10 protein-coding genes and 1 pseudogene are annotated in these 11,684 nt (G+C 71.7%); 8 read left to right on the top strand and 3 right to left on the bottom strand.

The window, feature by feature from the left end; all coding sequences use genetic code 11:
• A pseudogene (locus G5S38_RS15745) lies at positions 1-197 on the top strand (hypothetical protein); the annotation flags it as partial.
• Between the two features lie 65 nt (positions 198-262).
• Here the strand turns inward: G5S38_RS15745 and G5S38_RS14330 are convergent.
• Positions 263-1,156 (bottom strand): DNA-3-methyladenine glycosylase family protein, encoded by an 894-nt coding sequence (locus G5S38_RS14330; protein WP_165070047.1) that lies wholly within the window; start codon positions 1,154-1,156, stop codon positions 263-265.
• A gap of 58 nt (positions 1,157-1,214) precedes the next feature.
• Between G5S38_RS14330 and G5S38_RS14325 the strand changes: the two genes are divergently transcribed.
• From G5S38_RS14325 to G5S38_RS14295, 7 genes are all read left to right on the top strand, one after another.
• A complete protein-coding gene (locus G5S38_RS14325; RefSeq protein ID WP_165070044.1) occupies positions 1,215-2,174 on the top strand; it encodes a ribokinase in 960 nt (319 codons plus the stop codon).
• Positions 2,171-3,595: an FAD-binding oxidoreductase gene (locus G5S38_RS14320; protein WP_407943854.1), complete on the top strand. Its 1,425-nt coding sequence runs from the start codon at positions 2,171-2,173 to the stop codon at positions 3,593-3,595. Before G5S38_RS14325 ends, G5S38_RS14320 begins: the two co-directional genes overlap by 4 nt.
• A complete protein-coding gene (locus G5S38_RS14315; protein WP_165070041.1) occupies positions 3,592-4,815 on the top strand; it encodes a PrsW family intramembrane metalloprotease in 1,224 nt (407 codons plus the stop codon). The genes G5S38_RS14320 and G5S38_RS14315 overlap by 4 nt, the downstream gene beginning before the upstream one ends.
• A 94-nt stretch (positions 4,816-4,909) precedes the next feature.
• Positions 4,910-7,162, top strand: coding sequence for a UvrD-helicase domain-containing protein (locus G5S38_RS14310; RefSeq protein WP_165070038.1), 2,253 nt, complete (start codon positions 4,910-4,912; stop codon positions 7,160-7,162).
• A gap of 62 nt (positions 7,163-7,224) precedes the next feature.
• A complete protein-coding gene (locus tag G5S38_RS14305) occupies positions 7,225-8,406 on the top strand; it encodes an acyl-CoA dehydrogenase family protein (protein WP_165070035.1) in 1,182 nt (393 codons plus the stop codon).
• Entirely contained in the window at positions 8,399-9,109 is a 711-nt protein-coding gene (locus G5S38_RS14300; RefSeq protein ID WP_165070032.1) for an alpha/beta hydrolase, read from the top strand. The genes G5S38_RS14305 and G5S38_RS14300 overlap by 8 nt, the downstream gene beginning before the upstream one ends.
• Positions 9,109-9,765, top strand: coding sequence for an adenine phosphoribosyltransferase (locus tag G5S38_RS14295; RefSeq protein ID WP_165070029.1), 657 nt, complete (start codon positions 9,109-9,111; stop codon positions 9,763-9,765). The genes G5S38_RS14300 and G5S38_RS14295 overlap by 1 nt, the downstream gene beginning before the upstream one ends.
• A 521-nt stretch (positions 9,766-10,286) precedes the next feature.
• Here G5S38_RS14295 and G5S38_RS14290 read toward each other — a convergent pair.
• Positions 10,287-10,553 carry a protealysin inhibitor emfourin gene (locus G5S38_RS14290; RefSeq protein WP_165070026.1) on the bottom strand — a complete coding sequence of 89 codons (267 nt, stop codon included), beginning with the start codon at positions 10,551-10,553 and terminating at the stop codon, positions 10,287-10,289.
• Positions 10,554-10,577: 24 nt separating this feature from the next.
• Positions 10,578-11,645, bottom strand: coding sequence for a M4 family metallopeptidase (locus tag G5S38_RS14285; protein WP_165070023.1), 1,068 nt, complete (start codon positions 11,643-11,645; stop codon positions 10,578-10,580).
• Positions 11,646-11,684 lie beyond the last annotated feature (39 nt).

Here is an 11,684-nt window from a genome sequence, read left to right as displayed (position 1 = left end):
GGGCGCGGGCCCCGGGGCCGGCCCCCCCAGAAGGTGCCGGCCCGCCCCGGGCCAAGACCCCCGCCGAAAAGAACCCGGCGGCGAAGAAGCCGGCGGCAAAGACGCCGCGGCCCAAAAACCCCGCCACGAAGGCACCTGCGGCGAAGAAGACACCGGCGAAGAAGCCCGCCCCGAAGGCCGCCGAGAAGTCGGCGTAGCGGCGGGGCGCCTGCCCCCCGCAGCGCCTGGCCCCCGCAGCGCTTATCCCGCGGCGCCTGCCCCGTCAGCGCCCGATCGACCGCCACAGGTGCAGCCCCGCGTAGCTGCGCCACGGCGACCACCGCGCACCGTGAGCGCCCAGGGTCTTCTCCGTCGACGGCAGCCCGAGGGCGTCGGCGCTCTGCAGCATGATCAGGTCGCCCGCCAGCAGCACGTCGGGGGCGCCGAGCACCCGCATCGCGACGTAGCCCGCCGTCCACGGACCGATGCCGGGCATCGCGACCAGCCGGTGCGTCAGCTCGTCGACCGACAGCGTCTCGTCGACGACCAGGTCACCCGACGCGAGAGCCCCGGCGATGCCGATGATCGACGCCACGCGCCGTGCCGGACCGCGCAACACCTCGTGGCCGCGCTGCCCGAAGGCGTCCGCCGTCGGGAACAGCCCGTCGGCACCACCCCCGAGCTCGCGGCAGACGCGGCCCAGCACGGTGCGGGCGGCGGGCACCGACACCTGCTGGCCGAGGAGCGTGCGAATCAGCGTCTCCTGGGCGTCGACGCTGCCGGGCAGGCGCACTCCGGGGTTCGCGAGCACGGAGGGGGCGAGCGTGGGATCGCGTGCCAGCGCGGCGTCGATCGCCGCGGCATCCACATCGAGGTCGAACAGGCGCCGCACGCGTCGCACCAGCTCCGGCAGGTCGGCAGCGTCGGCGAGGTTCGCGTCGAGCGTGATCGAGTGGGGGCCGTCGAGACGGATGTCGATGGTCGCCGGGCCACCTGGCAGGCGAACGCCGCGGGAATAGCGGGTGTGGTCGCCGCCCTCGAGCCCGGCGATCGCGTGGTCGGCGAAGAACCTCAGCAGGCCGGGGCCGTCGAAGGGCGGTGCGGTCTCGAGTCGCACCGTGACGTCGTGCCGGCCATCGGGTTCGGCAGGGGCGTCGGCACCTTCTGGAGGGGTCATGGGTCGATTCTGGGCCACCGTTGCTGGGGCGGGCGCGTGCGGCGTTAGTGTCGGAGCGATGAACAGCGCGCATTCCGGGGTTGCCGTGGTCGGCAGCGCCAACATGGACACCGTCTTCACCGTCGACCGCGCCCCCGCGCCGGGGGAGACCGTGCTCGCGACGACCTCCGCGCTGTATGCCGGGGGCAAGGGACTGAACCAGGCCGTCGCCGCGGCTCGGGCGGGGGCCGCGACCGCGTTCGTCGCCGCGCTCGGCCGCGACGGCCACGGTGACGCGCTCGCCGCGGTGATCGACTCCGACGGCATCGACGACCGGCTCGTGCGCCGCGTCGACGATGCGACCGGGCAGGCGTTCATCGTGGTGTCGGCCAGTGGCGACAATTCGATCGTAGTCGCATCGGGTGCCAACGCGACCGTCGGCGAGCTCACCGAGGGGGACCGCGCGGCGATCGCCGCGGCATCCGTTCTCCTGATGCAGCTCGAGCTGCCGATGCCCGTCGTCATCGAGGCGGCGCGGCACGCCGCCGCGGTGGGCACGACCGTGGTGCTGAACGCCGCGCCAGCCCGTGGGCTGCCCGACGCGCTGCTTGCGCTGCTCGACTGCCTCATCGTCAACGAGCACGAGGCCACCGTGGTCGCCGGCGTCGACGACGTCGCGGCAGCGGGGCAGCAGCTGGCGGCGCTGGTCGACACCGTGATCGTGACGCTCGGGGCCGACGGCTCGGCGATCTACGAGGGAGGCGGAAGCAGCGGCACCGGCGCCGCGCGCGCCAGCGGCACCGGCGGCACCCCCACCCGCATCGCCGCACCCGCGGTCGCCGCGGTCGACACCACCGGAGCGGGCGACACCTTCTGCGGGGCGTTCTGCGCGGCCGTCGCCGGCGGTATGGGCAGGGTCGACGCCGCCCGGTTCGCGACCGCGGCTGCCGCGCTGTCGGTGCAGGCCGTGGGCGCGGTGCCGTCGATCCCGCGCCTGGCGGAGATCGAGCGGCAGCTCGACGCGGGGTCGGCATCGTGAGCGTGGGGGCGGAGGCCGGCGACGCGGGGCCCGGCGCCGCGGCATCCATCGTCGCCGAACTGCGGGCGGGACTCGGCGACGCCTGCTCGACCGACCCCGCGATCCTCGACGCGGCCCGCGCCGACAAGTCGGGACACCGGTCGACGACCGCACCCCTCGTCGTGGTGACCGCGCGCTCGATCGACGACGTGCAGCGCACCCTGCGCATCGCGCACCGGCACCGGGTTCCGGTGGTGACCCGCGGCGCGGGAACCGGCCTCGCCGGCGGCAGCATCGCCAGCGAGGGCGAGATCGTGCTGTCGACCGTCGCGATGGACCGCATCCTCGAGATCTCGGTCGCCGACGAACTCGCGGTGGTCGAGCCCGGCATAATCAACGCGCACCTCAACGCCGCGCTCGAGCCACACGGCCTGTGGTTCGCGCCCGACCCGGCCAGCAAGGCGATCTCGACGGTCGGCGGCAACATCGCGACGGGCGCGGGCGGGCTGCTGTGCGCCAAGTACGGCGTAACCAGGGAGGCCGTGCTCGGGCTGCGCGTCGTGCTCGCCGACGGCACCCTGATGTCGCTCGGGCACCGCAGCGTCAAGGGCGTGACCGGGCTCGACCTCACCGCGCTGATGATCGGGTCGGAGGGCACCCTCGGCGTCATCGTCGAGGCCACCGTCAAGCTCGTGCCGCTGCCGACCGGCACCACCTGGACCATCGGCGCGTGGTTCGCCGACGTGCAGGCCGCCGCCACGGCCTCGGCCGCCATCACGGCCGCGCGCCTGCGGCCCGCCGTCATGGAGATCATCGACCAGCGCGCGGCCGAGATCATCGGCGAGTACCTGAGCACCGCGGTCGACGCCGCCCCCGGCACGGCCCTCGGCGCCCGGCGCGGCGCCTACCTCCTGGTGCAGACCGACGGACCGGCGAGCGAGGTGGATGCCGCCGCCGCTCGCACCGTCATCGAATCCGTCGGCGGAACCGCAGAGCTCACCAGCGACCCGCGCGAGGGTGAGGCGCTCCTCGCGGTGCGACGCGCGTTCCACCCCGCCATGGAGGCCCACGGCACGGTGCTCATCGAAGACGTCGCCGTGCCGCGCAGCGCCCTGCCACGCATGTTCGCCGAGATCACCCGCATCGAGGGCGAGTACGGCATCCCCATCCCGACCGTCGCGCATGCCGGCGACGGCAACCTGCATCCCAACTTCGTGTTCGAGGGCGACACCGTTCCCGACCGGGTGTGGGAGGCCGCTGGCGCCCTCTTCCAGGCGGCGCTCGCGCTCGGCGGAACCCTCACCGGCGAGCACGGCATCGGAATCCTCAAGAAGCGCTGGCTCGGCGACGAGCTCGGCTCCGAGCAACTCGACCTGCAGCGCGGCATCAAGGCCGTGTTCGACCCGCTCGGCATCCTCAACCCCGGAAAGGTGCTCACATGAGTGCATACGGCCCCGCCGGACTCGACGAGGGATCGACCTGGCGCCCCGTCGCGGCGAACCCGCACCCGGTGTTCGCCGATGCGCCCCCCGCCCCGCCCCCGGCGGTTCCGCGCCGCCGGGGCGACCCGCTGATCGTGCTCACTGTGATCGGGTTCGTGGTCGTCGGTGCCGTCGCGATCGGGGTCGCCGGGTACCTGCTGCTCGCCGTCGGAACGGTCGCCGCCGCCGTCGCGTTCGTGATGGCGCTCGTTCCGCTCGTCATCGTGGTGCTCGCCATCCGCTGGATCGACCGGTGGGAACCCGAGCCCCGCCCCGCGCTGCTGTTCGCGCTGCTCTGGGGTGCCGCCGTGTCGGTGGCGATCGCCCTGCTGTTCTCGGTCGGCGTGCAGGTCGTGCAGATGGTCGCCGGCGTCGGGCCGAGCGCCATGGCCGACGTGGTGAGCGCCGTCGTGCAGGCCCCCATCGTCGAGGAGGTCGCCAAGGGCCTCGGCTTGCTCATCCTGTTCTGGGCGTTCCGCCGCGGCTTCGACGGCCCGGTCGACGGCCTCGTGTATGCCGCGACGATCGCCGTCGGCTTCGCATTCACCGAGAACATCCAGTACTTCGGGCTCGCGCTCCTGAGCTCCGGTGTCGGGGGAGTCAGCGAGATCTTCTTCCTGCGCGGCATCCTCTCGCCGTTCGCCCACGTCATGTTCACCTCGTGCATCGGCATCGCGGTCGGGCTCGCCGCTCGCCGCACCGGCGCCATCGGCGTGCTCGGCTACTTCGTGCTCGGGCTCATCCCGGCGATCGCGCTGCACGCGTTCTGGAACGGCGCCTCGTTCGTCGTGACCAACTTCTACGCCTACTACGTGGTCGTACAGGTGCCGCTGTTCCTGCTCGGGATCGCCATCGTGGTGTTCCTGCGCCGCGCGGAGCAGCGGGTGATCCGCGATCGCCTCGGTGAGTATGCCGAGGTCGGCTGGTTCACGCTCGCCGAGGTGCGTGTGCTGTCGAACGGTGCGCTGCGTAGCCAGGCGACGGCGTGGGCGGCCAGGCAGGGCCTCGGCGCGCCATTCACCAGGTTCGTTCGGGATGCCACGAAGCTCGCGTTCGCCCGCCAGCGCATCGTCAGCGGCCGCGACCGGATCGGAGCCCAGGTCGACGAGGCGGAGCTGCTGCGCCGCATCACCGCCGACCGTGCCGCGCTCGCCGGGTTGCCCTCGGTGCCGGCGTACTGAGCGCAGCATTGGCGGTCGGGGGTAGACCGATCTGGTCACCACCCACCGGCTGCAGTGAGTAAACTTGCATGCCGGAATTCAAGGGGTGTGCCAGGTGTCGAAAAGCGAATTGGAACGCGAGCAGGACTACGTCGCGGGGCTCTACGCGCGCCTCGACGAGCTGCTCGCCGAGGCGACCGCGCAGCTGACCGCGGTGCGCAGGCAGAGCGTCGGCGGCAACCACCAGAGCCGCTCCGAACGCGACGCGTTCGCCCGCATCTACGAAGATCGCATCGTGCAGCTGCGCGAGGTCAACGAGCGCCTCGCGTTCGGCCGGCTCGACCTCGCCGCGCGCGACGCGGCGGGTGGCACCGGCAGCGAGGCCGCCGTGCACCGCTACATCGGCCGCATCGGCCTGCGCGACGCCGACCTGCAGCCCATCCTGCTCGACTGGCGCGTTCCGCAGGCCAGCGCCTTCTACCAGGCGACCGCCGCCAACCCGCTCGGGGCCCGTGCGCGCCGCCACCTCATCTCGAAGGGGCGCAGCATCGTGCGCATCGAGGACGAGATCTTCGACGCGGCGCTGCTGCGGGAGGGTGGGGTCGACCTGCAGGGCGAGGGTGCGCTGCTTTCCGCGCTGACCGCGGAGCGCACCGGACGGATGGCCGACATCGTCGCCACCATCCAGGCCGAGCAGGACCGCATCATCCGTTCCGACCTCAAGGGCGTGCTCGTCGTGCAGGGCGGGCCGGGTACCGGCAAGACCGCCGTCGCGCTGCACCGCGCCGCCTACCTGCTGTATTCGCACCGTGACCGGCTGCGCAATTCGGGCGTGCTCATCGTCGGGCCGTCGCGGTCGTTCCTGCACTACATCGAATCGGTGCTGCCATCGCTCGGCGAGACCGGTGTCGTGCTCTCGAGCGTCGGCGCGCTGTTCCCCGGTGTCGAGGCCTCGACCGAGGACGTGCCGGCGGTCGCGCAGGTCAAGGGCTCGGCCGAGATGGCCGAGCTCATCTCGCGCGCCGTGCGGTCGCGCCACCGCGTGCCGTCCACCGCACAGCAACTCGACGTGAACGGCGACACCGTCACCCTCGAGCCGCACCTCATCGCCGACGCGATCCACCGGGCGACGCAGTCGCGCAAGCCCTACAACGAAGCCAGGGTGGCGTTCGTCAAGGCGGCGCTCGGCGCGCTCACCCGGCAATGGGCGGAGCAGCTGCGGGGGCAGGGCAATTCCGTCGACGAGTCCGACCACCCGATGCTGATGGAAGACCTGCGGTCGTCGTACGACGTGCGCGTCGCCCTGAACACCGCCTGGCTGCCGCTCACCCCGCAGAAGCTCGTGCAGGACCTCTACGCCAGGCCGCAGTGGCTCGCCGAGCTCACCCCCGGCTGGTCGCCCGAGAAGCGCGCGCTGCTGCGCCGGTCGCGCGACGCCCCGTTCACCATCTCCGACGTTCCCCTGCTCGACGAGGCGGCCGAGCTGCTCGGCGAGTACGACGTCGTCAACGCGGCCGAGAAGCGCGAGGCCGAGCAGCAACGCAAGCGCGACATCGAGAATGCCGAGCGCGCGATCGAGAACATGGATGTCGCGGGGCAGGTCAATGCCGAAGACCTCGCCGACAACTTCGCCGAGGGTGCCGCCCGCGGTACCACCGCCGAGCGGGCCGCCGCCGACCGCAGCTGGACCTACGGGCATATCGTCGTCGACGAGGCGCAGGAGCTCTCGCCCATGCAGTGGCGCATGCTGCTGCGCCGCTGTCCGCTGCGGTCGTTCACCGTCGTCGGCGACATCGCGCAGGCGGCATCGGCGTCGGCGTCGTCCACCTGGAAGCGGGCGCTGCGCGGCCTGGTCGGCAACTCGCCGGAGGGCGACCGCTGGCGGCTCGAAGAGCTCACCGTCAACTACCGCACACCGAGCCAGATCAGCGCGGCCGCCGAGCGCATGGCGATCGCGCACGGGCTGCCGGTCACCCCGTCGAGCGCCGTGCGTGAGAGCGAGTGGCCGATCCGCATCAGTGCCGACCTGGTCGAGGCGCTGCGGCACGACCGCGCCATCTCCACCGCGGGAACGCTCGCCGTGATCGCCCCCGAGTCGCGCGTCGACCGGGCGTTCGCCGACGCGCGCGCCGAGTTCGGTGCGATCGTCGGGCGCGGAGGCGACGGCCTCGACCGGGCCATCGCCGTGCTCACGCCGCAGGACTCCAAGGGGCTCGAGTTCGACTCCGTCGTGGTGGTCGATCCCGCGGGAATCATGCGCGAGACCGAGCGCGGCGCCGGCGCGCTGTACGTCGCGATGACCCGCCCGACGCAGCGCCTCACGCTGGTCGCGACCGAGGACCTGCCGGACGGGATCCTGGAGGACTGACCGGATCTCCGCCGACCGGCGCCGACCCGATCGCTGTCAGTGACCGGTGCCAGACTGGGCCGATGCCATTCCTCGACGACGCCCTTCTCGCGCGAATCCACGACCGGGCGCCCGGGTACGACCGCGAGAACGCGTTCTTCGCCGAAGACCTCGACGAGCTGCGCGCCGCCGGCTACCTGACAGCGCTCGTGCCGGAGAGCTTCGGGGGAGCGGGCCTCACGCTCGCCCAGGTCGTGCGGGAGCAGGCGCGGCTCGCGGCGGCGGCGCCCGCGACCGCGCTCGCGATCGGCATGCACCTGATCTGGACCGGCGTCGCCAAGGCCCTCCTCGACCGTGGCGACGACTCCCTCGCGTTCGTGCTGCGCGAGGCGGCGGAGGGCGAGCTCTTCGCCTTCGCGATCAGCGAGCCGGCGAACGACCTCATGCTGTTCGGCAGCACGACGGATGCCGCGCCGCTGCCCGACGGTTCGTATGCGTTCACCGGCACCAAGATCTTCACCAGCCTGTCCCCGGCGTGGACACGCCTGGGCACCCTGGGCCTCGACGCCACGTCGGTCGACGCACCGAAGCTCGTGCACGCCGTCATCGCGCGAGAGACGCCGGGTGCGGCATCCACCCGCATCTCGTCGCTCGGCGACTGGAACACCCTGGGCATGCGCGCCACCCAGAGCCACACCACCCGGCTCGACGGTGCGGTGGCCGATGCAGCCAGGGTGTACCGCCGGCTCGACCCCGGCCCGAGCGCCGACCCGCTGATCTTCGGTATCTTCGCCAACTTCGAGATCCTCGTCGCCGCGGTCTACGCCGGCATCGGCGACCGTGCCCTCGCGCTGGGGGTGGATGCTGCGGCATCCCGCACCTCGGCCAGAACGGGTCTCAGCCGCGACCAGGATCCCGACGTGCGTCACCGTCTCGCCGACGCCGCCCTCGCCATGGACGCCCTGTGGCCGCAGATCGACACCCTGGCCCGCGACGTCGACGAGCGCGTCGACCATGGCACGCACTGGTTCCGCAGGCTCGTCGGCGTCAAGGTGAATGCCACCCGCACCGCCCGGCTGGTCGTCGACCAGGCCATCGCGGTCGCGGGCGGTGCGAGCTTCTCGCGGGAGCACGAGCTGTCGCGGCTGTATCGCGACGTGCTCGCCGGCGGGTTCCACCCGAGCAATGACGACTCCGCTCGGGCGACCATCGCGACCGACCTGCTCGGCCCGCTGCTGCCACCTAGGGTTGACTCCCATGACTGACAATGCCGCCCCCATCGTGCTCGACTCCGACGCGGTCGTGTGGTCCGCCGACCCCGCAGACCGGGCGGGCCGCCCCCTCGTCGTGCTGATGCACGGGCGCGGGTCGAACGAGAACGACCTCATCTCGCTGGCTCCGCTGCTGCCCGCCGAGCCGGTCTACGCGTCGGTGCGGGCGCCCATCGCCGAGCTCGGCGGCTGGTCGTGGTTCCGTCCGGTCGCGCCGGGGCAGTCGGAGCCCGCCTCGGCCGTCGAGGCCACCCGCGCGGTGCTGGCCTGGCTCGACGACCTCGCGCTCGACGGGATCGGGATCGTGCTCGGCAGCGACGGCACCCGCAGCGCCATCAGCGCGATCGGCTTCTCGCAGGGCGGGGCGATGACCACCCAGCTGCTGCGGCACGCGCCCCACCGGTTCGCGAGCCTGGTGAACCTCGCGGGCTTCTCGATCGCTGGCGCCGGTCGCGGCACCGAGCAGCAGGAGGCCGAGCTCGCCGACATCGCCGTGCCGGTGCTGTGGGGACGCGACCCGGCCGACCCGGTCATTCCCGCCGACGCCATCGCCCGCACCTTGGAGTGGCTGCCCGCGCACTCTGCGCTGACCATCCGCGAATATCCGGGCATCGGCCACTCCGTCTCGCGCGAGCAGCTCGCCGACGTCGACGCGTTCCTGCGCGAGACCCTCCTCGCCGACGCGGCGGGCGCCTGATGTCGGCAGACGGTGCCGCGACGGCTGCCACGGCTGCCACGGCTGCCACGACCGTCACTGCTGCCACGGCCACCACCGCTGCGGCGGCCACCACGGCTGCAGCGCAGCACTTGCGCGACCGTATCGCCGATTACCCCGACTTTCCGACGGCGGGCATCCTGTTCCGCGACCTCACCCCGGTGTTCGCAGATGCTGAGGCGTTCCGGTCCGTGATCGATGCGATTGCGGATGCCGCGCCCGGCGGAATCACCGCGGTGGCGGGGGTCGAGGCTCGCGGCTTCCTGCTCGCGTCGGCTATCGCGTACCGTGCCGAGACCGGAATGCTCGCGATCCGCAAGGCGGGCAAGCTCCCCGGTGACGTTCTGGCCGAGAGCTACGATCTCGAATACGGCTCTGCCTCCCTCGAGCTGCATCCCGTCGATGGTGCTGCCGCGTCGCCTTCATCGCCCGCCTCGCCTGCCTCGCCCCAGGTGCGGGGCAGGGTGTTGCTGGTCGACGACGTGCTCGCCACCGGAGGCACGCTCGTCGCCGCCGCCCGGCTGCTCGAGCGATGCGGCTACGAGGTCGCCGGCATCGCCGTGGTGCTCGAGATCGGTGCCCTCGACGGCCGCCAGGCACTCGACGGGTACGTACTCACGAGCATCCTCGTCGGGTAGGGCGCCGAGTACTGCTGAGATAACCACTGGTTCAGCGGACTAGTGTCCGGACACATCGCCCCGAATTGGGTACATCCTCGATGTTGAGTTTCGCCGCTCGTCGGCGAAACTAGTGCAGCAGCGTCCATGCCTCGGAGGGGTGGCTGGAGGCGCTGTTGTGCTGGAACAGGGCACAATGCAACACGCGGTGGGGGTCTATACCGGGGGGTTACGGCCCCCACCAGCTCATCGGCTTGCGCTGCCTGACAGTGTTCTGGCCTGCATTTCTTGCTGTTCTTCAGGTGCACGGGGTGCACCCCCGAAGGGGGGCTGCACAAATTTCTACAGGTATTGAATACTTGTACCAACGAAGCGATCCGGGGGGATGGCGACGCTGGTCTTCCGGGGGGAAGGTCGAATTAAATAGATGCGCACCTGTTCGCGCATAGTGGGCCGGAAGCGGGGGCTTCCGGCCCCTTCTTCATTTAACGCGCGACGCAGGCAGGCAGCCGACCAGCCACGACAGCGCCGCCGCGCGCGAGCTACCCTTCCGCCGCCGTCTTCACGCGGTCGACCAGCTCCCGCCAGGGCCCGGCGACCTTCTGCTCCGGCAAAGTGATCCGCCGGCGCGACACGCGGATGCGATAGATGTAGCGGTCGGGCTGCGGTGCCGAGGTCGGGCGCTGCGACCACGGCAACTGGTCGATCAGCGACTGCCACGATGCGAGGTCGTCGGGGTCGGTGACCTCGACCGACCACTCACGTGACATTCCGGCGAACCCGCCGTGCCTGACCACCGTGATTCTCATGGTGCGATTCTGCCCCTGGCGCGGTCAGACCTCCACCCCGACGGTGGTCCACGCCTCGCCGACCGCCTGTGCCTCGCTCGACCCGGCACCGAACCGGTCGTTCGCGGCGGTGATCGTCGCGATCGCGAATCCGGTGAAGTCGGTGTCCGCGCGAATCTGCCCGCTGACGAGTGAGTCGTACCAGATGTGCCCTGCCCCCTCCCACGACCGGCCCCCGATGGCCGTGGCCGCGAGGCAGAACGCGCGGTTCGGAATGCCCGAGTTGATGTGCACCCCGCCGTTGTCGTCTTTCGTGTCGACGTAGTCGGCCATCGACGCCGGCTGCGGATCCTTGCCGAGTACGTCGTCGTCGTACGCGGTGCCCGGAGCGATCATCGACCGCAGCGCCGAGCCCTGCACCCGGTCGGTGAACAGCCCTTCGCCGATCAGCCAGCTCGCCTCGTCGACGGTCTGCCCGAGTGCGTACTGCTCGACCATCGCGCCGAACACGTCGGACACCGACTCGTTGAGCGCACCGGACTGCCCCTGGTAACGCAGGTTCGCGGTGTACTGGGTGACCCCGTGGGCGAGTTCGTGCCCGATCACGCTGAGCGAGGCGGTGAACCTCACGAAGACCATGCCGTCTCCGTCACCGAAGACCATGCGCTCGCCATCCCAGAAAGCGTTCTCGTAGTCCTGCCCGAAGTGCACCGTGCCGAGCAGCGGCAGGTTGTCGTCGTCGATGGATGCCCGACCGAACGCATCGCGGAACAGTGCGTGGGTGTGCCCGAGCCCGTCATAGGCCTCCGTCACCGCGATGTCGTCGCTCTGCGGGTCGCCTTCCGACCGCACCACCACGCCGGGGAGCGTCTCGGTGCCCTGCGCGTCGAAGATGGTGCGTTCTGGGTCGAGCAACTGGCGGGCGCGGCCGGGCGCGGCGGTGCGCGGGACGGTGGTGGGCGGAGTCTCGCCGGGGCGCACGGCACGCGCCCCGCGCATCGGCCCGTCGAGGGCGAGCGACCGGCGGGCGGCGTCGGCGACCGACGCCCACTCGGGATCCTCGACCGTCGTGAGGTGCTGCAGCAGGTACGGGGGAACGATGAAGTGGCTCATGATTCGATGCTGCCACGGGCCCCCGACGTCGCCCCGAAC

Source organism: Marisediminicola senii (assembly GCF_011057645.1).
GTDB classification, from domain to species: Bacteria; Actinomycetota; Actinomycetes; order Actinomycetales; family Microbacteriaceae; genus Marisediminicola; species Marisediminicola senii.
This window is presented reverse-complemented; position numbering and strand designations above follow the sequence as displayed.

What these genes read in the sequence shown, in the direction of transcription:
- G5S38_RS14315 (WP_165070041.1), top strand. Translation starts at nt 3,592, where the DNA reads ATGAGTGCATACGGCCCCGCCGGACTCGACGAGGGATCGACCTGGCGC.
- G5S38_RS14325 (WP_165070044.1), top strand. Translation starts at nt 1,215, where the DNA reads ATGAACAGCGCGCATTCCGGGGTTGCCGTGGTCGGCAGCGCCAACATG.
- G5S38_RS14295 (WP_165070029.1), top strand. Translation starts at nt 9,109, where the DNA reads ATGTCGGCAGACGGTGCCGCGACGGCTGCCACGGCTGCCACGGCTGCC.
- G5S38_RS14330 (WP_165070047.1), bottom strand. Translation starts at nt 1,156, where the DNA reads ATGACCCCTCCAGAAGGTGCCGACGCCCCTGCCGAACCCGATGGCCGG.
- G5S38_RS14300 (WP_165070032.1), top strand. Translation starts at nt 8,399, where the DNA reads ATGACTGACAATGCCGCCCCCATCGTGCTCGACTCCGACGCGGTCGTG.
- G5S38_RS14285 (WP_165070023.1), bottom strand. Translation starts at nt 11,645, where the DNA reads ATGAGCCACTTCATCGTTCCCCCGTACCTGCTGCAGCACCTCACGACG.
- G5S38_RS14305 (WP_165070035.1), top strand. Translation starts at nt 7,225, where the DNA reads ATGCCATTCCTCGACGACGCCCTTCTCGCGCGAATCCACGACCGGGCG.
- G5S38_RS14290 (WP_165070026.1), bottom strand. Translation starts at nt 10,553, where the DNA reads ATGAGAATCACGGTGGTCAGGCACGGCGGGTTCGCCGGAATGTCACGT.